This is a genomic window from Acrocarpospora macrocephala (assembly GCF_009687865.1).
Classification (GTDB): Bacteria; Actinomycetota; Actinomycetes; order Streptosporangiales; family Streptosporangiaceae; genus Acrocarpospora; species Acrocarpospora macrocephala.
In genome coordinates this window covers 1-23606 of the sequence record NZ_BLAE01000057.1, presented here as the reverse complement: position 1 = coordinate 23606, position 23606 = coordinate 1, and the positions used below count along the sequence as shown (strand labels likewise).

Sequence of the window (23606 nt, the reverse complement as noted above, 5' to 3'; positions counted from 1 at the left end):
ACAGATCACCGGGCGACTCAGTCACCGGGCGGCGCGAGCCCTTCCTGGTGCGCGATCGCGGCGGCCTGGGTTCGTGTGGCCACCCCGAGTTTGGCCAGGATGTTGGACACGTGCACGCTCGCGGTCTTCTGCGAGATGAAAAGCCGCTCGCCGATCTCCCGGTTCGAGTTCCCCGCCGTGACCAGCGCGAGCACCTCACGCTCCCGACTGGTCAGCGAGGCCAGCACATTCACCGGCAGAGCCTCGACCGCACCACCTCGACCGCCCGGTCCGCCCGTTCTACCTGGTACACCCGGTCCACCCTGTCCGCCGGATCCGCCCATTCTGCCGGGTCCGCTCTGTCCGGCCTGGTCGTCGTCGGTCAGCGAAAATCGAGCCCGCCGACCGAGTTGGGCCAGTGCCGCCCCGAGCGGAACCGCCCGCAACCGATCGGCGATCTTCACAGCGGCAGTCCACTCCACCAGGGCGGAAGCCCGGTCACCGGCTTCGAGCAGGGCTTCGGCCAGCCGCCACCGGGACCGCGCCTCTTCGTAGCGGAAGCCGAACGAGAACGCCTCCGCCGTGGTCCGCCAGATCTCCGGCGTGGCCGTGCCGTACACCCGATGCCAGTCGGCTTCGGCGCGCGCCGCCCAGCCCCTGCCCTCCGGGCCGAGCTCCCCACGCGGCCCGGACAGGCCGTTGGCGGCCGCATACCGGGCACGGGCCAGCAGTTCGTCGGCTTGTTCCCGGATGCTCCGCGTCTGCTCGGCGGTGATTCGGTGATCTTTGGCCTGCTCGGCCAGCGCCCACAGCCCGGTCGCGGCCATCCTGATGGATCCGGCGTTGAGTCGCGTGAGCGTGGCCAGCACCGCCTCGACGTGCGTCAGAGCCGTCCCGGGATCCCCGCGCCACAGCGCCTGCTCGGCGGCCAGCCCGCGCGCCATGTAGATCACGAACTCGTCCTGGGGCCAGAACGGCTCCAGCCAGCGCAGCCGCTCGTCGGCGGCGGGCCGCCCCTGGCCGACCTCGACGAACAGCGCGAACGACGACAGGACCGCCTCCGCGATCGTGCCCACCCGGATGCCGAACCCGTTCGCCAGCGTCTCCGCCGTGGCCCAGTCGCCGTCCACATAATGCACGAGATATTGCAGGAAACGCAGGTCGGTGCCGAACACGCTCCAGGTGAGGCCGGTCTCGCGGGCGAGCCTGACCCCCTCCTCCGTGGACTTGGCGGCGGCCTCCAGGTTGCCTCGTTCGTACTGCACGCGGGCGTGGTTGAAGCGGGCGCGCAGGTTGATGGACAGGTTGGGGGAGTTCTGCGCGGCCGCGCCGGACAGCAGCTCCTCGGCCCGCGCCGGTGTGCCGGTGACCTCCTCGAACAGCGCGAGCGAGATCAGCGCGGTGATCTCCGCGTCGGCCGCCCCGGTCCGGCGCGCAACTTCCAGCGCCCGGGTCGCCGTCGCGCGCGCCTCCTCCGGCCGCCCGTTGTCCCACAACGTTCGCGCGTACGTCGCCAGCGCCTTGGCCAGCAGCGGGTTCTCCGGTTCGTCACCAAGGGCCGTGACAGCGGCGTGGGCCGTGTCGACCATCCCAGCGGAGTCGTCCGCGTCGGCCTGGTAGTAGGCCAGCCGCTCGTTGGTCTCCGCGATCAGTTCCGGCGTGCCGACCAGCTGCCGCAGCCGTTTGAGCTGCGCGATCGCCCGGTGGTAGTCGCCGCTGTCGGCCGCCGCGGCGGCGCTTTCCAGGGTCAGCCTGACCCGAGTCGTCCCGGTCAACCGCTCGGCGTCCGGAACGTGCGCCCAGTCCGCGAGCGCGCGATCGAAATGCCGATGCGCCTCGGCGGGCGCGCCCAACTCGATCGCCCGTCGCCCGGCCTCCACCGAAGCCACCACCGCGCCACGCAGATCGTGCGCCGCCGAATAATGATGCGCCAGCTCGGCGGCGGATCCGCCGCGTTCGGTCAGCAGCCCCGCGAACGCCAGATGCAGCCGGGTCCGCTCGCCCGGCAGCAGATCGTCGTAGACGGCCTCCTGCAGCAGCGCGTGCCGGAACTCGTAGCCGATCCGGTGCCCGACGGCCAGCAACCCCCGGGAGACGATCTCCCGCAGCGCCTCCTCCAGCGGCTCGTCCGCCAGCCCCGCCGCCGCCCGGAGCACTTCGTGATCGACCCTCCGGCCCGCCACGGCCGCCACCCTGAGCACCTGCTGCGCCGTGTCCGACAGCCCTTCGACCCGCGCCATCAGCACGTCGGCCAGCGTCCCCGGCAGCCGTTCCGAGCCCGCCGTGGACGCGAACAGCTCCTCGGCGAAGAACGGGTTCCCGCCCGCCCGCCGCACCACCCCGTCGATCGCGTTCGCGTCCCCGTCACCCAGGGCGGCCAGATGCGCCGCCATCGCCTCATCCGCGAGCGGCGGCACCTCCACCCCGGTGACCAGCGGCAACCGCTGCAACTCGGCCAGCACCGGCCGCAACGGATGCCGCCGATGCAGATCATCCGTCCGGTACGTCCCGACCAGGCACACCCGCTCGCGCTGCAACATCCGGGTCAGGAACACCACCAGATCCCGAGTGGAACGATCGGCCCAATGCAGATCCTCCAGCACGAACAGCACCGGCCGCTGCTCCGCCACCTCCGTGAGCAAGCTCAACATCGAACCGAACAACCGCTGCTGCGCCAGCCCGCCCGTCACCACATCGGCCGGAGCCGCATCAGAATCCGGCAGCAGCCGCCGCAAAACCGGCCGCGCCGCCAGCCCTTCCACCACCGGTCCGCCCGCGGCCCCCCGCAACGCGTCGGTAAGCGGCAGGTACGGCAACGCGTCGCCCAACTCAGCACACTGACCCACCAGCACCACGAAATCCCGCCGCCTGGCCAGCTCGACCAGCTCCCGGATCAGCCGAGTCTTCCCAATTCCCGCATCCCCACCAACAAGAGCGACCCCCGCGAGCCCCCCGGCCGCCGCGTCAAGCACCCGCACCAGCCGCCCAAGCTCCTCACCCCGCCCAATCAAACTCCCGGGGCCCACCGATCCACTTTCCGCCTCACGCCCACCCCGTGCGTCCTGCCCCCCACGTGCTTCGCGGCCACGCCGTGTTTCCGCGTCGCCTCGCCCTACCTGGCCGCCTTTTTGACCGCCTGGCATCCCCTGGGCGCTTTGCGCCTCTTGGCCGAGCTGCGTGTTTCGCGGCATCACGGAGTGAGTATTTCACGCGCCTCCGACAGAATGCGGTCCTGAGCTGGGCGACGTTGAATTGTCGGCGGACCCGGATATGGTGCGGCGCGTGATCGAACGGTGGAGTCGGGATCAGGTGCTGGCGCTCGCGCCGGACGCCTCGTCGCAGAAGGCGGCGGCGGGTGTGAGCGCGCCCGCGAAATGGTCGCGTGCCGGAGTGGCGCGCGACGCGTTGTGGGGGGAGTGCAAGGGCAGCGGCGCCAAGCCGTACCGGGCTTGTGTGGATCTGCGGGAGCCCGCGTACCGGTGCAGTTGCCCCAGCCGGAAGTTTCCCTGCAAGCATGCCCTCGGGCTGCTGCTGCTCTGGTCGGCCGACGGGGTGCCCGCCGCCGAGGAGCCGGTCGACTGGGTCGAGGAGTGGCTGGACCAGCGCCGTGAGCGCGCGGCCAAGCAGACGGCCAAGGTCGCGGAGAAGATCGCCGCCATCGCGGCGGACGAGGCCGCGGGCGGCTCCGGGGGGTCCGGTGACGATCGGCGGGCGCGGCAGCGGGAGGAGCGGGTCGACGCCGGTCTGGCCGACCTGGAGCGCTGGCTGGGCGACCAGATCGCGCACGGCATCGCCGGCGCCCGCCAGACCGCGCCGACCGACTGGGCCGACCTGTCCAAACGGCTCGTCGACGCGCAGGTGCCCGGGGTCGCGAGCGTCATGACGGAACTCAGCCGGGTGTTCCGGCATGAGGACTGGCCGGCCCGCCTGCTGTCGGAATACGCGCTGGTCCATCTGCTTGCGGTCGCCCACCGCAGATCCCCCGAGCTGCCCCGCGACCTCCGCGAAACGGTCCGGTCCCGGGTGGGCTTCACCACGCCGAAGGAGAACGTGCTGGCCCAGCCGCCGGTGCGGGACCACTGGCAGGTCATCGGCTCCCGCGACGAGGACCGCGACCGCCTGCTCTCCCGCCGGGTCTGGCTACTCGGCCGCGCCACCGGCCGCGCCGCCCTGGTGCTCTCCTTCGCCCCGGTCGGCCAGCCGCTGGACAGCTCACTGGTCCTCGGCACGACCATCGACGCCAGCCTCTGCTTCTATCCCGGCTCCGCACCCCTGCGCGCCCTGGTCGCCGAACGCCACTCGGCCGCCGCCTCCAGCGCGACGCCTCCCCATGGCGTACGGGCCGGCAAGGTCCCGCAACTGATCGCGGACGTCCTCAGCCGCGATCCGTGGACCGAATCCTGGCCCATCGTCCTCAACGATGTCGTCCCCGCCCAGGCGGACTCCGCCTGGCACCTGGCCGACCACGACCAGAAGGAGGAAAACGCCGTGCCCTTGCTCCCGTCCACCGGCACCCCGTGGCAACTCGCCGCGGTCTCTGGCGGCCATCCGGTAACCGTCGCCACCGAATGGACACCCGACGGCCTGCGCCCCCTCACCACCTGGGACGAACAGGGCAGGGTGGTGATCCTGTGAACGACCAGACGACGAGTCGGGCCGGGTGTCGGCAGTGTCAGGCGGGTTCTTCGAATGGCCGGGCGATGAGTGGTGCTGGGTGCCGCCAGTGTCAGGTGGATTTTTCGAGCGGCCGGGCTATGGGTCGTGCCGCGCGTCGGCCGTATCTGGTGGTGATCGTGTGAATGAGCAGGTGATGAGCCGAGCTGGATGGGAGCAGTTGGTTTCGGCGGCCTTGATGGGGAGCGATCGCGGGGCTGGTGCCACGGCCGTGAGCGTGTTGGAGCAGGCCGCCGTGGAGGTGGTGGCGCGGCGGGCGGGGCAGACGCCGGTGCGGGCGGAGCAGCTGGCCGCGGCTCCGGTGGAGAGCTTGCCGCTGGTGTCGTCCAGGGCCGCCGATCGGCTGGCTCGGATGCTCGCGGGAGAGCATTCCCGCCTGATCGGCGAGTGGCTGGAGCTCGCGGTGGAGCACGGCGTGCGTGTTCCTGCGCGGTTGATTCCGCAACTGCTGGATCTCGGGGCGCGTGACCGATCGGTCCGGGCTCACCTTGGCGTGCTGACGGGGGCTCGGGGTCGATGGCTGGCCGAGCTCAACCCGTCCTGGGCGTACCTGCATCAGGAGTCGTCCGGGGAGGGCCTGCTCGACCACGGCGTCTGGGAGTTCGGCAGCAGCGGCGACCGCCGGGCCTTCCTGCAGCGGCTCCGGGCCGCCTCGCCGGGAGACGCCCGGGAACTCCTGGCCGTCGGCTGGGACAAGGAGTCGCCCGCCGAACGCGCGGTCTTCCTCGGCACCTTCGCGGACGGGCTCAGCCTGGACGACGAGCCGTTCCTGGAAGCCGCGCTCGACGACCGCCGCCGCGAGGTCCGCCGCGCCGCCGCCGACCTGCTGACCCGGCTGCCGGGCTCGCGGCTCGGGCGGCGGATGGCCGAGCGGGCCGCCGGGCTGCTGGTCAGAGCGGGGAACACGCTGACGGTCGAGCTGCCAGAGCGGTGCGACAGCGCCATGGAGCGAGACGGCATCAGAAGCGAACTCCCCGCCGGTCGGAGCGGCGGCCGCAAGAGCTGGTGGCTGCAGCAGCTGATCGCGCACACCCCGCTCGACTTCTGGCCCGGACACTTCGGCCTCAGCGTCGGCGAGATCACCCGCCTGACCATCCCCGACTGGGGACGCGAGGTCGTCATGGGCTGGACCAGGGCGGCCATCCTCCAGCACGACCCCGGCTGGGCCCGCGCCCTCTTCGACCTTGAGCCGCTCACCGACCTGCTGGCCGTGCTGCCCCCCGCGGAGCAGTCCCACCGGGCCGCCGAGCTCGTCCGCGCCAAGAGCGTCAACGGCCAGCTGATCATGATGCTCGGCGGTATCGCCCGGCCATGGAGCGGCCCTCTGGCCGCCGCCGTCCTCGAGCGTGTCGTCGAAGTCGCCGCCAGCCAGCCGTGGAACGCGGGCGAACTGGCCAAACTCGCCGCGGAACGGCTCAACCCCGCCCTGCACGACCAGCTCGGGCACCTCCCCGACGACCTGCACGTTCTCCCGACCACGCTGCGTTTCCGATTCGACCTGACCAAGGAGTTCTCGTGACCACCGTATTGCGCCCCCACGCGGAAGATCAGTACGCGGACGAGCTGGCGATCCTGGCCAAGGCCGACGACCGCCCGCGCCCGCCCGGCTGGAAGCTGTCGCCCTGGGCGGTGACCACATACCTGCTCGGCGACGCCGACTACTCGGGCGGGCCCATCACACCCAAGTACATCGGCCCCCGCCGGATCGTCGAGGTGGCCGTCGCCACCCTGGCCACCGATCGCGCGCTGCTCCTGCTCGGCGTCCCCGGCACGGCCAAGACCTGGCTCTCCGAGCACCTGGCCGCCGCCGTCAGCGGCGACTCCACCCTCCTGGTCCAGGGCACCGCGGGCACCGCCGAGGAGGCCATCCGGTACGGCTGGAACTACGCCCGCCTGCTCGCCGAAGGTCCGTCCCGGGAGGCTCTGACGCCAAGCCCGGTGATGCGGGCGATGGCCGAAGGGCGGCTGGCCCGGGTAGAGGAGCTCACCCGCATGCCGTCCGACGTGCAGGACGCCTTGATCACCGTGCTGTCGGAGAAGACGCTGCCGATTCCGGAGCTGAACGAGGAGGTCCAGGCGGCCAAGGGCTTCAACGTGATCGCCACCGCCAACGACCGCGACCGGGGTGTTAACGAGCTGTCGAGCGCGTTGCGGCGGCGGTTCAACACCGTGGTGCTGCCGACGCCCGCCACCGCCGAGGAGGAGGTCGACATCGTCTCCCGCCGGGTCACCCAGCTCGGCCGGAGCCTGGAGCTGCCCGACACGCCCGCCGGGATGGAGGAGATCCGCCGGGTGGTCACGGTCTTCCGCGAGCTGCGTGCCGGGGTGACCGGCGATGGCCGTACCAAGGTCAAGTCGCCGAGCGGCACGCTGAGCACGGCCGAGGCTATCTCCGTCCTGACCAGCGGAATCGCTCTCGCGGCTCACTTCGGCGACGGCGTCCTGCGGCCCGCCGACGTCGCGGCCGGGATCGTCGGGGCCGTGATCCAGGATCCGGTGTCCGACCAGGTCGTCTGGCAGGAGTACCTGGAGACCGTCGTACGGGAACGGAAGGATTGGCGTGACTTCTACCGGGCCTGCCGCGATGCGAGCTGAGCCGCGCCTGACCGTCCTGGGCGTCCGCCACCACGGCCCGGGCTCGGCCCGCGCGGTCCGCGCCGAACTGGAACGACTGTCCCCCGACATCGTCCTGATCGAGGGCCCGCCCGAAGCCGACGCCCTGGTCTCCCTGGCCGCCGACCCCGAGATGGAGCCCCCGGTCGCCCTGCTGGCCCACGTCCCCGGCGACCCCACCAAAGCGGCGTTCTGGCCTTTCGCCACCTTCTCCCCAGAATGGCAAGCCCTCCAGTACGCCGCCCACGCCGCAATCCCCGCCCGCTTCTGCGACCTCCCCGCAACCAACTCCCTGGCCATCCGCCCCCAACACGACACTCCAGGCGACACTCCCGAAGATCCAAGAGACTCCCCCGAACCCGCCTCCGACGGTGGCGGCCCAGCCGAGGCCCTCGTGCCTGCTTCCGGTGGTGGTGGCTTGAGTGAGGCGATCGTGTCCGTCTCTGGCGGTGGTGGCTCGGCCGAGGCTGTTGTGCCTGCTTCCGGTGGTGGTGGCTCGGGTGAGGCTGCCGTACCCGCCTCCGGCAGTGGTAGTGGTGGCTCGGGTGAGGCCGCTGACCCCGCCTTCGATGGTGGTGGCCCAGGTGAGCTCGCCGCGCCCCTCCTCGACCGTGGTAGCCCGGGCGCGACCAGCCCGGACAGGCCGGTGGAGCGGGATTCGGAGGAAGCTTCTCGGGAGGCTGATGGGTCTGGGTTTCGGGTGGATCCGATTGGGGCGCTGGCCGCGGCGGCCGGTTATGACGATCCGGAGCGTTGGTGGGAGGACGCCGTCGAGCATCGGGGGGATACCCCGTTCGAGGTGATCGCTGAGGCGATGGCGGCTGTTCGGGAGGGTTACACGCCCGACGAGTATGAGGCCCGGCGGGAGGCGTACATGCGCCGGACGATTCGGGCGGCCGTCAAGGAGGGCTTCACGAACATCGTCGTCGTGTGCGGCGCGTGGCATGTGCCGGCCCTGACTCAGGCGACTACGGCTGTTGCCGATGATCGGGTGCTTAGGGGACTGCCCAAGGTCAAGGCGGAGATGACGTGGGTGCCCTGGACCCATGGACGGCTGGCCAGTTGGAGCGGTTACGGCGCGGGCATCACCTCGCCTGGCTGGTATCACCATCTGTTCGACAACCCCGTCCAGCCGATCGAACGGTGGCTGACCAAGGCCGCGCGCGTGCTCCGGGAGGAAGGCCTGCCCGTCTCCTCCGCGCATGTCATCGAATCGGTCCGGCTCGCCAACAGCCTCGCCGTCCTGCGCGGCAGGCCCCTCGCGGGCTTGGCCGAGGTCACCGAAGCGGCCAGGGCCGTCCTCTGCGAGGGCGACGAACTCCCGGTCGAACTGATCCAGCGGCAGCTCGTCGTGGGCGAAAGCCTGGGCCATGTCCCCGACGCCACCCCCATGGTCCCGCTGCAACGGCACCTGCGCGAGGAACAACGGCGCCTGCGCCTCAAGCCGGAGGCCCTCGCCCGCGACTACGATCTGGACCTCCGCAAACCCTTGGACCTGGACCGCAGCAAGCTGCTGCACCGCCTGCGCGTCCTCGGCGTGCCCTGGGGCACCTTACGGGAGACCCGCGGCAAGGGCACCTTCAAGGAGTCGTGGACCCTCGAATGGCATCCCGAATACGACATCACCCTGATCGAAGCCGCGGCCTGCGGCATCACCGTCCCGTCCGCCGCCACGACCAAGATCCGCGAAGTCGCCGCCGGGCCCGCCCATTCCCCCACCCCCGGCTCGCCGGCGGCTGAGGCCCAGGGCGTCGCCCTCGCGGATCTCACCGGCCTGGTCGAGCAGTGCCTGCTCGCCGATCTACCGGACGCGCTCCCGCACGTGCTGAAGGCCATCGGCGACCGGGCGGCGCTCGACCACGACGTCCGGCATCTCATGGCCGCCCTGCCCGCCCTCGTCCGTGCCCAACGCTACGGCGACGTCCGCGGCACCCCCGCCGACGGTCTCGGCTCGATCGTCACCTCCCTGCTGGCCCGCAGCTGCGCCGGCCTGTCTCCTGCCGTATCCGGTTTGGACGACGACACCGCCCGCGAAATGGTCGTGCAAATAGACGCGGTGACCTCAGCGGTCACCCTCCTCGACGACCCCGCCACCACGAACGCGACTTCGCCTGGAGGCGCGACTTCGCCTGGAGGCGCGACTTCGCCTGGAGGCGCGACTTCGCCTGGAGGCGCGACTTCGTCCGGAGACGCAATCTCGTCCGGAGGCGCGACCTCGTCCGGAGGCGCGATCTCGTCCGGGAACATGTCCTCAGATGTGGCGTCGAGAAGTGTGGATTCCTCTGCGGCCTATGCCGTCACATCGCCGAGGGGGAGGTGGTTGGCGGCGTTGCGCGGGGTGGCCGATCGGGCTGATGTGCCGGGCGTGATCGAAGGGCGGATCGTGCGGATCCTGTTCGACGCCGAGGTCATCGATGACGCTGATGACCGGATGTCGAGGGCGATGTCTCTGGGGCATCCGCCGGTTCGGGTCGCGGTCTGGATCGAAGGGTTCCTGTCCGGGGGCGGGCTGATGCTCGTGCACGACGCGCGGTTGCTCGCGATGGTGGACGGGTGGCTGAGCGGGCTCCAGGGGGAGGCGTTCATTGATGTGCTGCCGCTGCTGAGGCGTACCTTCGGGGCCTTCGCGCCGCCGGAACGGCGGGCCATCGGCTCTCGGGTCGCCTCCGGTGCGACGGCGCCGGTAGAGATCACGTATGACGAGAGCCAGGCCGCTGGGGCCGTAAAGACCGTGCTGGCGATTCTGGGGAGGGCTTGATGGACGAGCGGTTACGCCGGTGGCGGCTGGTGCTCGGGAGCGAGGCCGACGGCATGCCGGGCTGTTCCAGCGGGGAGCTGGGTGCGGGAGACGCGGGTATGGACGCGGCCCTGGCCGCGCTTTACGACCAGGGCGGGAGCGACAGTTCGCGCAGTGCCGGGCTGGGATCGTCGGCGCCCAAGGTGACCCGATGGCTCGGCGATATCAGGACATACTTCCCGTCCTCCGTCGTTCAGGTCATGCAGAAGGACGCGATCGAACGGCTCAACCTGAGCCGTCTGCTGCTCGAACCGGAGATGCTGGAAGCCGTCGAAGCCGACGTGCACCTGGTCGGGACGCTGTTGTCGCTCAACCGGGTGATGCCGGAGCAGGCGCGCGAATCGGCGCGGGCGGTGGTCCGGAAGGTAGTCAACGAGCTGGAACGGCAGCTCGTCCAGAAGACCCGGGCGGCGGTGACCGGCGCACTGGACCGGGCCGCGCGCACCCATCGTCCCCGGCGCACCGCCGACATCGACTGGGATCGCACGATCCGCGCCAACCTCAAGAACTATCTTCCCGACCGGAACACCGTCGTGCCCTCCCGGCTGGTCGGATACGCCCGCAAACAGCAGGCCGTGCAGCGCGAAGTCGTGCTGTGCATCGACCAGAGCGGCTCGATGGCCGCCTCCGTCGTCTATTCGAGCGTCTTCGGCGCGGTCCTGGCCTCGATGCGTTCCCTCCGCACCAGCCTCGTCGTCTTCGACACCGCCGTGGTCGACCTCACCGACCAGCTCCACGACCCGGTCGAACTGCTCTTCGGCACCCAGCTCGGCGGCGGAACCGATATCAACCGCGCCATCGCCTACTCCCAGGGCCTGATCACCCGCCCCAACGACTCCATCTTCATCCTGATCAGCGACCTTTACGAAGGCGGCGTCCGGGACGAGATGCTCCGCCGGGTGGCGGCCATGACCGCCGCCGGAGTCCAGGTCATCGTCCTGCTGGCCCTCTCCGACGAAGGCACCCCCGCCTACGACCGCGACAACGCCGCAGCCCTCGCCGCCCTGGGCGTGCCCGCTTTCGCCTGCACCCCCGACGCCTTCCCCGGCCTCATGGCCACCGCCATCGAACGAAGGGACATCGCGGCCTGGGCCGAACGCCACCTCAAGCCCAAATAGAGCCCTCGGAGGGGCGAGATCACTCTGGGCGCTTCCCGCCCGTGGTCTGGGGCGTCTCCCGCTCAAGGTCTGGAGCCACTTCCCCTAAGGTTGGGATGCTCCGGCGGAGGTCCTACGCCCAAGTGCGGATGGCCGGGGGTGTAGGTGGGTTTGTACGGTTCGGGATGTGACTACCGTGACTACCCCTGATCGTCCGCAGATCTTCGACCAGCGATATCGGGCCTTGAGCGTGGGTATGGTCGCGCTCTTCATGCTGGTGGCGTTCGAATATCTCGCGGTGGCGACGGCGATGCCCGCCGTCGCGCGGGAGCTGGAAGGCCACCACTTGTACAGCCTGGCCTTCAGCGGTGGCATCGCGGCCGCGTTGATCGCAACCGTGGCGGGCGGCCGGTGGGGGGATGTACGGGGTCCGGACGCGCCCCTGTGGACGGGGTTGCTGGCCTTCCTGGCGGGCCTGACCCTGGCGGGGGCCGCGCCCACCATGGAAGTCTTCCTGCTCGGGCGATTCCTGCAGGGCTTCGGCGGAGGCATGTTCGACGTCGCGATCTACGTCCTCGTCGGAAGAATCTATCCGGCGGCGACGCACCCTCGGGTGTTCTCGCTGCTGGCCGCCGCATGGGTGCTTCCCTCGGTGGTAGGCCCGGCGATCACCGGGTTCGTGACCGAACATTTCAGCTGGCGGTGGGTATTCCTGGCCGTTCCGGTCCTGGCAGCCCCGGCGGTGTTCGCCCTCTGGCGGGGTCTCGCCGGGCACGGAAGAGCAACGCAGCACGAGAACCCCGAGGAAGCCACCGTGCGCGAAACCGGGTGGGAAAGCACGCGCGAAACCGGCCGGGAAAGCCTCCACGAAACCGGCCAAGAAGGTCGGCCAGAGGTCGGGCGGCGACGCCTGGACGGATCCGTTGTGCAAGGTGCGGGGGAAGTAGAGCGGGAAGGTGGGCCGGAGGTCGGGCGGCGACGCCTGGACGAATTCGACGGGCAAGGTGCGCGGGAAGTAGAGCGGGAAGGCGGGCCGGAGGCCGGGCGGCGACGCCTGGACGAATCCGTCGGGCAAAGTGCGCGGGAAGTCGGGCGGCGACGTCTGGTGGAATCCGTCGGGCAGGGTGCGGGGGACGTAGAGCAGGAAGGTGGGCCGGAGGTCGGGCGGCGACGTCTGGACGAATCCGTCGGGCAAGGTGCGCGGGAAGCCGTCGGGCAAGGTGTTCGGGAAGGCGAACTGGAGGCTGTCGGGCTGGGCGGGTCGGCAGCCGCCAGCACGGCTGATGGGGGATTTCGGCTTCGGCTGGCGATGGGGGTGCTGGCGGCGATCGGTGCGGGATTGCTGCAATACGGCAGTGGTGGCAGCAACGTTGTGCTGATCGTCGCGGGGCTGGTGGTGCTGGCGGTCTCGTTGCCGAGGCTGCTTCCCCGGGGGACGATGCGCGGGGCCCGAGGGCTTCCGGCTGTTGTGGCGTTGCGCGGTATCGCCACTGGTGCCTTTCTCGCCGCTGAGGTCCTGATTCCGCTGGTGCTGTTCGAGGAGCGCGGCCTTTCACCCGATCAGGGCGGTATCGCCCTCACTGGGGGCGCGCTGTTCTGGTCGCTCGGTTCGTGGATTCAGGGGCGCAAGCCGTACCGGCGGAATCGTCTTCTTGCGCTCGGGTGCGCGCTCATCGCGGTCGGAGTCGCGGTGACGGCGCCGATCGTCGTGCCTGAAGTGCCAGTATGGGTGGCTTTCGTGGGCTGGTCGGTGGCTGGATTCGGAATCGGCGTGGTTTATCCGACCTTGTCGGTGCTCGTTCTGGAATTGTCGGAGCCGGGGGAGCAGGGGAAGAACAGTGCGTCGCTCGCTGTCGGGGAGTCCGTGCTGACCGTTGTCGCAATCGCCGTCACTGGCGCCATTTTCACCGTGTCCGCCGCCTACGCATTGTGCTTCGTGCTGCTCGCGGCAATGGCCGGGGCAGGTGTGCTCCTCGCCGGACGTGTCACCATGGAGGTCTGAGCAAGGGGGAGTCACGTGCCGCGTGTCCGCGAGATCGAGGTGTTCCGGCTGGTCCTGCCCTATGGGCGGCGTCCGGAGAGCATCCTCGTCAAGTTGACCGACTATGGCGGCATGGCCGGGTGGGGCGAGGTCGTGCAGCCCGCCCTGGACACCTGGGAGGATCTTGAGGAATCCCTGGGTGAAGCCCTTATCGGGGTGGATTGGGAGCATCCTAATGAGCTCGGGGGCATTCCAGGCGGTTCGGCCGCCGATATGGCGTGCTGGGATCTGTGGACCCGGCTCATCGGCGTCCCGCTCGCCCACGCGCTGGGCGGTAGCCGTACGTCGCTAGCGGCGACCGTGCGGGTGAGCGCCGACGGGTCACTGGAGGGCACGGTCAGCCGCGTCAACCGCTACGTTGGGGGCGGATACGGACATGTCACGCTAAATGTCCACCCGGGGTGGGATGTGGAGCCGGTTCGGGCGGTTCGCGCGGCATACCCGGCGCTGGCCATCGCCGTGGACGGGTGCGGGGCTTACACCGAGATCGCGCAGTTGGAGGCACTGGACTCCTACGGCCTGGCCGGGATCGAACGCCCCTGCACCGACCTGCTCACCAGCGCCGAGCTGCAGGACCGGGTGACGGCCCCGGTCGCGGTGGAGGTCGCCTCGCTCCAGGAACTGGACCGGGCGATCACCGTGCACGCGGGCCGGGCGCTGCTCCTGCGGCCCTCGCTGTTCGGCTCCCTCGCCGCGGTACGGCGAGCACACGACTACGCGGTCGCCGCCGGCTGGGACATCACCTGCGCGGACGGCCGGGGCGCCGGTCTGGCCAGGGCGGCCACGGTGGCGGTCGCCAGCCTGCCCGGCTGCACCCTGCCCAGCGACGTCACCGAACCCCCGCGAAGCGCCCAGATCGTCACCCCGCCGGTGGGCGCCTCCGGCGGCGTCGTCGCGGTCCCGCTCACCCAGCCCGGCCTCGGCCACACCATCGACGAAGACCAGGTCAGACGGCTGGCCAAGGAGTCCTTCCGCACCCACTGACGGTCACATCCCGTCACATCCCGCTTTGAGCTGATCCGGCGACGGCACAACAGCCGGGGGCACAGCAGCTGGGGGCGCAACGGTCGGGGGAGCGGCAGTCGGGGCCGCGACCGCTTCGACCGGGTTCGCGGACCGGGTTTGAACAGATTTGGGCCGTTTCTGATCCTCCAGTGCCTGCGCGGTGACACGCCGGATCAGGTCCCAGTCCGGATACCCCGTGTGGATCAACGGCGGCACGAACTGCACGCTCGTCACCTTCGCGTGCTTCACCTTCGCCGCCAGCGGCACCAGGTGCTCCAGCATGCCCCGCGGCACATCGGTCTGGATCATGTCCTGGGTGGCCGCCGCGATCTGGTTGAACCTGGCCAGCACGCTCGCCGGATCGGCCTGGGTCAGCAGCGCGTTGAACACGCAACGCTGCCGCCGCATCCGGGTGAAGTCATCGCTGAACGTGCGCGATCGCGCGAACCACAGCGCCTCCGCGCCGCCGAGCCGCCGGGTGCCCGCCCGGACCAGGCCCTCGTTGTACCGCCCGAACACGACATCCCGATCCACCGTGAGGACCAGCCCGCCCAGCGCATCGACAATCCGGGCGAATCCCCAGATGTTCACCATCGCGTACCAGTCGATCTTCAATCCGAGCGTGTAGCCGACGGTCTCCTTCAGCGTCTGGGCGCCCATGCCCTGCCGCCCGCCGAACAGCTCCGGATGCTCGTCCGCGTACTCCCAGACCGAGAAGAGCAGGTCCTCCCGCGAACCTCCCACCCCCACCGGAAGGCGGAACCCGTCCGGGAAACGGGCATTCATCGGACTGCCGGGCGGAAAACGAACATCCTCCAGGTTCCTCGGCAGGCTGAACACGACCGTGTCGCCGGTGCGCACGTCCACGCTCGCCACGTTCACGCTGTCGGTCCGCATCCCGATCCGGTTCTCGTCGGCGTCGCCGCCGACCAGCAGCACGTTCACCCGATCCCGACCCGACCAGGGATCCCCGATCGGCTCGCCGGAGCCGCCGAACATCCGCTCGAGCGCACGCTGCGAGACTGTCACATACTGCGCCGTGATCACGAACGGCGCCGCCATCACGATCGCCAGGACTCCCGCGACGGTCCCGGTGAGGATCTGCCCCTTCCTCGGCAACCGCCACGGCCGCAGCACGATGAACGAGTGCACGATCAGGACGAACCAGCCCAGCGCGGCCGCCCACGCCAGCACGCTGATCGCCGTCAGCCAGCGCAGCGCGCGACCCGCCAGCCCGGCATCCGCCGTCTTCACGATGGCGAAACCCGTCAGCACGATGCCCAGATAGGTCCCCAGCAGGGCCAATCCGGTACGTGTCCACCCGGCCCGCAGGTGGGCCGCGCCGGGCAGAACGGCCGAGAGCGCGAGCCACCCGATCACCCCCGCTGGCTTCTTCACGTCCACCCCGACTGGAATATCGATCTACCGATGCGTCACTGACAGTGCCGCTGCGATTACATTGAACCGCCCCCGCGGCCGTCATGCCGTCGCCTTTGGCGATGTATGGCAACTTCATCGGCAGGTTCGGCCAACCGATGCCCACATAACGGGGCAATTCCCTACCAGGGGAATGCGAACAGACCGTAGTAAGCGGCCGTAACCAGCAGCAGCCCCGTGCCGCCCAGCACGCCGGTCAGCGTGGCCTTCTGCCACCGGGACGGCTGCCAGCCATCCCGCAGCCCGACGATCAGCGCCCCGACCGCGCCCGCCTCCTGCGCCAGGATCAACACCGCAAGCACCCGCACCACCAGCCACCCGGCCTGTACGGCAGGCCAGGCCCCCGCCTGGTTCACCGAGAACAGCACGATCAGCATGATGAACGCCAGCACGGCGGCCAGCAGCCCGAGCCCCGTCCAGGCCATCCGCCTGAGCCTGCGCCTGAGCGCCGGCCACAGCTGCATGTTGGTCTGATGCCGCAGGTCACGACCGCGCAGCCGGACCATCATCTCGGTCACCGGCGCGGCCACGTAACCGACCGCGGCCAGGGTGAGGGTGAGGCCGAGGAAGGTGCTCCCGCCATACCAGGGCGCGGCCGGCACGTCGCTGGCCTGGAAGCGCTGGATCGGCGTGGCTCCCGCCATCTTCAGCTGCGGCAGCGCCGGCAGGCTCTGGATCCAGTTCGCCAGCGTGGGCAGGTAGTCGGGCACGAACCGGCCGCCGTTGATCCGCATGGCGTGATCGGCCCCGGCCAGGAAGCGGATGGTGTAGTTGCTGGTCGGGAGGGAGTTGATCAGCGTCTCGGTGCTCTGCACGAACGGGATGGAGGGGTCCATCGTGCCGTACAGCGCGAGCGTGGGCTGGGTGATGCGGCTGAGCGCGGGGACGCTGTCGTAGCGGAGGAAGTCGAAGCCGACGCCGCCCATCGCGCGGGTGAGCAGGTCGCGCACGCCGTTCGGCGCGTGCAGGCGCTCCAGCTGCTCGTTCAGCGCGAACGCGACCTGGCGCATCGGCGAGACGTTGGGCGAGGAGACGAGCACGGTATAGGCCACATCGTGGCTGTTGGCCGCGGCGATCGGCACCACCCAGCCGCCTTCGCTGACGCCCCACAGGCCGGTCTTGGCCGGATTCACGTCGGAACGGGCGCGCAGCACGTCGATCATGTGCAGGGCATCCTCGGCGAGGAGCGCGAAGTCCCGGTTCCGGAAGGAGTACCCGACCGTCCGCTTGTCATAAGAAAGGGTGACAATTCCGGATTTGGCTAGCCATTCGGCTTGGCTCGTGAACTCGTCGCCGGAGCCTGAGCCGGAGCCCTGCACGAAGACCATCGCCGGGTGCTTGCCGGGCGTCGTGGGAACGCGGATGGTGGCCTTCAGCTCCTCGCCCCGCACCGGGACGGTGATCCGCTGAACCTGGATCGGCGTGCCGGTGCTCACCGGCCGGCGTTCGGACGCGGGCTGCTCGGGCAGCTCCTCGAAGGCGGGCGCTTTCACCAGCGGCGGCGGATCGAATGCCGGCGGAGGCAGCAGGTAACCCAAAATCGCGAGCGCGGCTACCAGCACGCCCGCCACGACACTCAGGGTGCCCCGGCCAATCGCCATCAGGCCGCTCCCCGCGGGACCATCAACATTCCGAGTCGTGCCCTCCTCCTTACTGTGCCCACGGATCACAAGGTTAAGACATTACGTGTTGCTGCCGACGTGGCAGGGGCCACATTTGTCGGAGGGACCTGTTAGCTTCCTGCGACATGCGCCTGCTGCATACGTCGGACTGGCACCTGGGCCGGTCGTTCCACCGCGAGAGCCTGTTGCGCGCGCAAGAGGCCTTTGTGGACCATCTCGTGGCCACGGTTCGGGAGGAGCGCGTGGACGTGGTGCTCATCTCGGGAGATGTCTATGATCGGGCCCTTCCTCCGGTCGACGCCGTGGCGCTCTGCGGTGAGGCGCTGGCGCGGCTGCGTGCCCTCGATGTGCATACCGTGGTGATCAGCGGGAACCATGACTCTCCGGTGCGGCTGGGGTTCGGGGCCGATCTGATGGATCGGGTCCATTTGCGTACCGATCCGGGGCGGTCCTGGCTTCCAGTCGTCATCAACAATGTTGGATTTTTCGGCATTCCGTACTTGGAGCCGGAGTTGGTGAAGGGTCCGTGGCAGCTGGCCGAGCGGACCCACACGGCCGCGATCACCCATGCCATGGACCGGATCCGCGCCGATCCGCGCGAGCGCAAGGTGGTGCTGGCGCACGCGTTCGTGGTCGGCGGCGCGGCCAGCGACAGCGAGCGCGACATCACCGTCGGCGGGGTGGCCCACGTGCCGCTGACCGCGTTCGAAGGCGTCGACTATGTCGCCCTCGGCCACCTGCACGGCCGCCAGCGCATGAGCGACACCGTCCGCTACTCGGGTTCCCCCCTCGCCTACTCCTTCTCCGAGGCCGACCACGTCAAAGGCTCCTGGCTGATCGACCTCGACGCCGCCACCTCCACCTTCGTCCCCGCCCCCGTCCCCCGCCCGCTCCGCCGGATCCGCGGCCACCTGTCCGACCTCCTCGCCCTGGACCCAAGCGACCACTGGATCCAGGCCACCCTCACCGATCCGGTACGGCCAAAGGCCGCGATGGAGCAACTGCGCGCCCGATTCCCCCATACGGTGGACCTGCATTTCGCCCCCGAAGGGGGAATCGAGCCGATCGCCCGCAGCGCCCGGATATCCGGCCGCCCGGAGATCGAGGTGGCCCTCGACTTCGTCCGCGAGGTCAGGGGCGAGCCCGCCGACGCCGACGAGCGACGGCTGCTGGAAGACGCGATCACGGCCTACCGGATCAAGGAGACGACGGCGTAGATGAGGCTGCACCGGCTGCGGATCTCAGCCTTCGGGTCCTTCCCCGGCGTCGAGGAGGTCGATTTCGACACCCTCGGCGCGGCGGGCCTGTTCCTCATCCACGGCCCCACCGGCGCGGGCAAGACCACCGTCCTCGACGCGGTCTGCTGCGCCCTTTACGGTGTGGTGCCCGGTCTGCGCAACAGCGCCCGCACGCTCCGCTGCGACCACGCCCCGCCCAATCGCGGGCCCGAGGTCCTGCTGGAGGCGACGATCCGCGGGCGGCGCCTGCGGATCCGGCGTTCGCCCGCCTGGTTGCGTCCCAAACTCCGTGGTCAGGGCATGGTCACCGAGAACGCCAAGGTCATCGTCGAAGAGTTCAAGGACGACTGGGTCGGCCTCACCACCCGTATCGACGAGGCCGGAGACCTCATCGGCGGCCTGCTCGGCATGAACCTCGACCAGTTCGCCCAGGTGGCCATGCTGCCTCAGGGGGAATTCGCCCGCTTCCTCCGCGCCGACGGCGACGACCGCCGCAAACTCCTGGAACGCCTCTTCTCGGTCCGGCTCTTCACCGGGGTGGAGAAATGGCTCGCCGACCACCGCCGCGAAACCGGCCGCGCGGAGGAATCCCTCCGCGCCCAGGTGCACGCCGCCGTCAACCAGATGCGCGGCGCGGCCGGCTCCGCCCTTCTGGCCGAAACCGCCCTCGACCCCGACTCCGACCCGCTGGGGTGGAGCGCCGCCCTCCTCGCTGCCGCCGATTCCGCCGCCCGCGACTCCGCCCAGGCCTGTACGGCGAGCGAAGCCACGCTCGAGTCCGCGCGTGCCCGCCACGACCAGGCCCGCGCCCTCGCCGAACGGCGCCACCGCCATGCCGACGCCGTGTTGCGGCGCGACGAACTCGAATCCACCGCTGAGGAACGCGCCGACCTGGAAACCCTCCTCGCCGAGGCCGCCGCCGCGGATCGCGTCCTGCCCTTGATCCTCCAGCACGATCACCGCACGGCGCTGGCGCGGGCCGCCATCGCGCAGGCGGAAGCCGTACAAGTGGGCGATGTCGGCCCAGAGGAACTAGCTGTCCTCGAACAGGATTATCGAGATGAAATCGCACGCCTGAATCAGCTTGAACCTGAGGAAGCTCGCCTGGCTCTCCTTCGTACCGCCCGAACGGAGGCGGCCAGCGAGCTCCTCTCCCTGGAGAAGACCGAACACGAGATCAACGACCGCCTGGCCGTCCTCCCCGACGACCTTCAAGAGGCCGAACTCCGCCGCACCGCCTCCCATCACGCCGCGACCACCCTCCCGCTCGCCGAATCGGCCCACGAAGCAGCCGAATCGACCCTCAACAAGGTTCGCCACCGCGATTCGCTGGCCCGATCTCTAACCCAGGCGCAGGCGAACCAACGCGCCCTCCTGCTCGCCCTCGAACAGGCGGCCCCCCACCTATTCCACGATCCGGATCAGGTGCCTTCCTCGGAATCGACGTTGGCTCAGTGGGAGCGGCGTTGCCGGGAGGAGGCTGCCCGGCTTCAGGAGCTGAGTGCTGAGGAAGCCCGGTTGGGTGTGGTTCGGGATGAGTTGAGGAGTCTGCGGAGCGAGGGCGAGCGTTTCGGGCGGGCTGAGGCCGAGGTGGGTGCGCGGCTGGCGGAGCTGCCTGGGGAGTTCGCCGCGGCCACGGCCGAGCTCGGCGAACTACGGTCCCGGGTGGCGGAGATTCCCGCTGTCGAGGCTCGGTGCCTGGCGGCCCGTGGGCGGTTCGACGCGGCGCTCCGGCGGGAGGAACTGGCGGACGAACTGGCCGAGGCGGAGGAGGTCCGGCGGGCGGCGACCGATGAGGCGCAGGTGATGCTGGACCGGTTGCTGGCCGTCCGGCAGGCGCGGATCGACGGGATGGCGGCGGAACTCGCGGCGAGTCTGGTCGCGGGGGAGGCCTGCGTGGTCTGCGGGTCCGAGGCGCACCCGGCGCCCGCCGAGTCCTTCGCGGACGCCCCGGGCGCGGAAGACGAGGAGGCGGCGCAGGCCGATTCGGATGGCGCGCAGAGCGCGCGGGAGGCCGCGGAATCCCGGGTGGCCACGGTCGCCTCGCGGCTGGAGTCGGCGGCAGATCAGGCCGACGGGCTGCCGGTGGGAGACGCGGAGGCGGCCTGGACGGCCGAGGAAGACGTGCTCTCGGGACTGCGGGCGCTGGCGGCGACGGAAGAGGACCTGGCCGCGCGAGTCGAGACGTTGCGCGGCGAACTGGAATCGGCCCGCGAGCGAGCGGAGGAGGTCAGGCGCGCGCTGGCGGAACTCCGCGCCGAGGAGGCCGCGCTTCTGGGCGAACAGGACCGAATCGTGGCGCGGCTCGACGAGGCCAGAGGCGACGACGCCTCCGTGGCCGAGCGGAGGACCCGGATCGCCGGTGAAGCCGACCTGATCTCAGCGGCTGCCGACGCCGTCGCGGGTGCCGCCAACGCCCAAGCCGCTTACGACGCCGTCCGCGACACCGTGGACCTCACCGAAGAAGCCGCAGTCCAGGCCCGTACAGACGCGGGACTCGAACTCGCGCGGGTCCGCATGACCGCCGCACGCGAACCGGCGGACGCGCGGGAGGTCTCCCAGTTGACCGCCGAACTGGCCGACCTGGAGAACCGGGCCCGCCAGAACGCGATCGACCTGGCATCGGCTCGCACCAGGGCAGAACAGATCGCGGCCGACGAGAATCGGCTGGCCGAGATCATCAAAACAGCCTGCGGCGATGACCCCACCCTGGCCGCCCGGATGGCCAGGCTCGCCATCGAGGCCGACCGGCTTCGCGCCGCGTCCGCCGCCCTGCGCTCCGCCGCCTCAGCCGAAGCCGAACGCGAGACCGCCCACGAGGCAGCAGTCCGCGCCGCGCTCGACGCCGGTTTCCGCGGCATCGAAGACGCCCGAGCCGCCGTACGGACCGGGGCGGAACGGACGATCATGACCGACCGCCTCAACGCGCTCCGCGACGAGCACGCCGCCATCACCGCACTCCTGTCCGACCCGGAACTCCTCGCCGCCGCCGCGGAACCACCCCCCGACCTGGCTCGACTGACCGAAGAACGCGAGCAGGCCGAACACGAACACGAAGACCGCACCTCCACCCGCGACCAGGCCCGCCACCGCCACGACCACCTCACCGCGCTCTCCGCCGACCTGGCCACCGCCGTGAAACGCCGCGTCCCCGCCGAAGCGGCCCACCTCCTGGCCCGCCGGATGGCCGAACTCGCCAACGGCACCTCCACCGACAACCAGTGGGACATGGCCCTGTCCGCCTACGTGCTCGGCGAACGCCTCCGCCAGGTCGTCGACGCCGCCAACGACCGCCTCACCCACATGTCCGGCGGACGCTACCTCCTGCAGTACGACAAACGCCGAAGCGCCGCCTCCCGGACCCGCTCCGGCGGCGGCTTGGGCCTCCGCGTCCTCGACGCCTGGACCGGCATCGACCGCGACCCCGCCACCCTCTCCGGCGGCGAAAGCTTCATCACCTCCCTCGCTTTGGCCCTCGGCCTCGCCGACGTCGTCACCGCCGAGGCCGGCGGCACCGACATAGGCACCCTTTTCGTCGACGAAGGCTTCGGCACCCTGGACGAGGAAACCCTCGACGACGTCATCGACATCCTCGACTCCCTCCGCCAAGGCGGCCGAGCCGTCGGCGTCATCAGCCACGTCCCCGAACTCCGCACCCGAATCCCCACCCAACTCCACGTCAGGAAATCCCGCACCGGCTCAACGCTGACCACCCACGCCTGAACACGAGTACGCCGATTACCAGTCTCAAGTGACGTGACAGACGGGCGGGTCGTACCCAGATAGCCGACAACCTCGCTGAGCCGGGAACGCTGGTGAGTTTGTCCGGGGTTTCGCCTGACCATCGGGTACGGCCTGCTGCTCGCGCTCACCTCGATAACGAATCACCGCGTGATGTCCTCTGGGCAGGGCTGAAGGAGCTCTCAGATCGTGAGACCGAGAGCGATCAACGGGTTGTGAAAGTCGTCGCGGGCCCAGCGGGTTCCGTCGGCGATGTTGGTGAAGGTGAGCAGGCGCAACGCGCCGATCACGTAGCTGCGCACAATCGCGGAGATCGATGGAGCTGTGGCGGTCCGGATCTTGCACCGGTCTTCGCCGAAGGTCACGTCTCGGGCTGTCGCAATGTCACGCGACGCCCCTGGCGGCCCGCGGGAGAACGGAGGTGATGATCCTTGTTCTCGATCGATCGCTCGCCGCGGATGAACTCGGCGGGTCGGCGGGGACCGGCCCGGTGAGCGGTCAAGGTGGTGACCCCCAGGACCGCGACGGCCGGCACCGGCTTGCAGTTCAGGTCGTCGGCCTTCGGTTTGATCAGGTGGACCTGTGTGACGTGCGGGAAGGGTGTCCCGGGGTGGGGGCGGGCACGGTCTGGATGATGGTGCGGATCTCGGTGCGGCCGTGGCCGTCGGTGATCTGCTCGATGGGGACCTCGCTCCAGGGCAGGGCGTTGAGCTGGTCGAACAGACCTCTGCTGATTTGCGGCGGGGAAGGCGTGGAACGCCTCGCGGGGGTGCGGGTAGCGGGCGTGCTTGCGCCGGCGATGCGTGATGTCGGCGGAAACGACCGTGTTCTGTTCGGGCCTGGCGGATGGCTCATCGCATGGCGGCGGGCAGGTAGATCTTTTCACGGGTCGCGTGACCTGCGGTTTTGTCGCGGATCAAGGCCGGGTTTTGAGTTCCTAACGGAAGTCAAGCCGATCAAGCTTTGAAGGATCAGGGTAGGCGGGGTCGACGCCGGGACTGGGTGTCACGGCGTTGCGCGTCGGTTGGGGGTGGTGAGGGCCGGTCAGGCCGTCGTGTGGCGGGTAGCCTTGCTGCTGGACGGGCCGGCTGCCGGAGCGTCGTGTGGCGACTCCTGACCGCGTCGGCTCGTCCCCTGTTTCGTGCCCTGTTTCGTGCCCTGTTTCGTGTCCTGGTTGGTGCCCTGTTTCAGCCGTGTGCTGGCGCGTTTGGGCCGGTTCTTGGCGCGGTCGGCGTCGCTGACCGCGTATCGCTCGGCGCAGATCGCCTTGGCCTCCTCCACGGTGAGGGGGCGGCCGTCGAGATCGCGGAGTTGGTAGGGGGTGCGGCTGCGCCAGCAGGCGGCCAGCCGGGTGACCAGGAC

The 23606-nt window shown here is 70.1% G+C and carries 15 protein-coding genes; 10 read left to right on the top strand and 5 right to left on the bottom strand.

Translation table 11 applies throughout. The features are described 5' to 3' along the window. Positions 1 to 17 precede the first annotated feature (17 nt). Positions 18 to 3005: a helix-turn-helix transcriptional regulator gene (locus Amac_RS57540; protein ID WP_281356394.1), complete on the bottom strand. Its 2988-nt coding sequence runs from the start codon at positions 3003 to 3005 to the stop codon at positions 18 to 20. Between the two features lie 256 nt (positions 3006 to 3261). Between Amac_RS57540 and Amac_RS39180 the strand changes: the two genes are divergently transcribed. From Amac_RS39180 to Amac_RS39150, 7 genes are all read left to right on the top strand, one after another. After that, entirely contained in the window at positions 3262 to 4614 is a 1353-nt protein-coding gene (locus tag Amac_RS39180) for an SWIM zinc finger family protein (RefSeq protein WP_155359484.1), read from the top strand. 175 nt (positions 4615 to 4789) lie between these two features. Continuing rightward, entirely contained in the window at positions 4790 to 6172 is a 1383-nt protein-coding gene (locus Amac_RS39175; protein ID WP_176611961.1) for a DUF5691 domain-containing protein, read from the top strand. After that, positions 6169 to 7248 (top strand): ATP-binding protein, encoded by a 1080-nt coding sequence (locus Amac_RS39170; protein ID WP_155359482.1) that lies wholly within the window; start codon positions 6169 to 6171, stop codon positions 7246 to 7248. Before Amac_RS39175 ends, Amac_RS39170 begins: the two co-directional genes overlap by 4 nt. After that, positions 7238 to 10024, top strand: coding sequence for a DUF5682 family protein (locus tag Amac_RS56735; RefSeq protein ID WP_155359527.1), 2787 nt, complete (start codon positions 7238 to 7240; stop codon positions 10022 to 10024). Before Amac_RS39170 ends, Amac_RS56735 begins: the two co-directional genes overlap by 11 nt. Then, positions 10024 to 11181, top strand: coding sequence for a VWA domain-containing protein (locus tag Amac_RS39160; protein WP_155359481.1), 1158 nt, complete (start codon positions 10024 to 10026; stop codon positions 11179 to 11181). The genes Amac_RS56735 and Amac_RS39160 overlap by 1 nt, the downstream gene beginning before the upstream one ends. Positions 11182 to 11347: 166 nt before the next feature. Continuing rightward, on the top strand, positions 11348 to 13162 hold the full coding sequence (locus Amac_RS56730; RefSeq protein WP_246269004.1) for an MFS transporter: 1815 nt from the start codon (positions 11348 to 11350) through the stop codon (positions 13160 to 13162). 15 nt (positions 13163 to 13177) lie between these two features. Then, positions 13178 to 14185: an enolase C-terminal domain-like protein gene (locus tag Amac_RS39150; RefSeq protein ID WP_155359480.1), complete on the top strand. Its 1008-nt coding sequence runs from the start codon at positions 13178 to 13180 to the stop codon at positions 14183 to 14185. Between the two features lie 3 nt (positions 14186 to 14188). Here Amac_RS39150 and Amac_RS39145 read toward each other — a convergent pair whose 3' ends face one another. Both Amac_RS39145 and Amac_RS39140 read right to left on the bottom strand, forming a co-directional pair. Then, positions 14189 to 15604, bottom strand: a complete 1416-nt coding sequence (locus tag Amac_RS39145) for an LCP family protein (protein WP_246269003.1) — start codon at positions 15602 to 15604, stop codon at positions 14189 to 14191. Positions 15605 to 15765: 161 nt separating this feature from the next. Next, complete coding sequence (locus Amac_RS39140) at positions 15766 to 17244, bottom strand: alpha/beta hydrolase family protein (RefSeq protein ID WP_155359478.1); 1479 nt, start codon at positions 17242 to 17244, stop codon at positions 15766 to 15768. Positions 17245 to 17390: 146 nt separating this feature from the next. Between Amac_RS39140 and Amac_RS39135 the strand changes: the two genes are divergently transcribed. Both Amac_RS39135 and Amac_RS57535 read left to right on the top strand, forming a co-directional pair. Next, the gene (locus tag Amac_RS39135; protein WP_155359477.1) at positions 17391 to 18482 is read left to right on the top strand and encodes an exonuclease SbcCD subunit D; all 1092 of its coding nucleotides are present in this window, start codon (positions 17391 to 17393) and stop codon (positions 18480 to 18482) included. After that, entirely contained in the window at positions 18483 to 22226 is a 3744-nt protein-coding gene (locus Amac_RS57535) for an AAA family ATPase (RefSeq protein ID WP_155359476.1), read from the top strand. It abuts the gene before it with no gap. 200 nt (positions 22227 to 22426) lie between these two features. Here the strand turns inward: Amac_RS57535 and Amac_RS39125 are convergent, their stop codons facing one another. Then, positions 22427 to 22609: a hypothetical protein gene (locus Amac_RS39125; protein ID WP_155359475.1), complete on the bottom strand. Its 183-nt coding sequence runs from the start codon at positions 22607 to 22609 to the stop codon at positions 22427 to 22429. Positions 22610 to 22665: 56 nt separating this feature from the next. On the opposite strand from Amac_RS39125, the gene Amac_RS39120 reads away from it, so the two are divergent. Continuing rightward, positions 22666 to 23211 (top strand): hypothetical protein, encoded by a 546-nt coding sequence (locus Amac_RS39120; protein ID WP_155359474.1) that lies wholly within the window; start codon positions 22666 to 22668, stop codon positions 23209 to 23211. A 77-nt stretch (positions 23212 to 23288) separates the two neighbouring features. On the opposite strand, the gene Amac_RS54025 is transcribed toward Amac_RS39120, so the two are convergent. Further along, positions 23289 to 23606 (bottom strand): hypothetical protein (locus Amac_RS54025; protein WP_218041561.1); only part of this gene is annotated, 318 nt, incomplete at its 5' end.

Excerpts from the sequence above, each read along its gene's own strand:
- Amac_RS39140 (WP_155359478.1), bottom strand. The coding sequence starts at position 17,244 with ATGGCGATTGGCCGGGGCACCCTGAGTGTCGTGGCGGGCGTGCTGGTA.
- Amac_RS56735 (WP_155359527.1), top strand. The coding sequence starts at position 7,238 with ATGCGAGCTGAGCCGCGCCTGACCGTCCTGGGCGTCCGCCACCACGGC.
- Amac_RS57535 (WP_155359476.1), top strand. The coding sequence starts at position 18,483 with ATGAGGCTGCACCGGCTGCGGATCTCAGCCTTCGGGTCCTTCCCCGGC.
- Amac_RS39175 (WP_176611961.1), top strand. The coding sequence starts at position 4,790 with ATGAGCCGAGCTGGATGGGAGCAGTTGGTTTCGGCGGCCTTGATGGGG.
- Amac_RS39135 (WP_155359477.1), top strand. The coding sequence starts at position 17,391 with ATGCGCCTGCTGCATACGTCGGACTGGCACCTGGGCCGGTCGTTCCAC.
- Amac_RS39160 (WP_155359481.1), top strand. The coding sequence starts at position 10,024 with ATGGACGAGCGGTTACGCCGGTGGCGGCTGGTGCTCGGGAGCGAGGCC.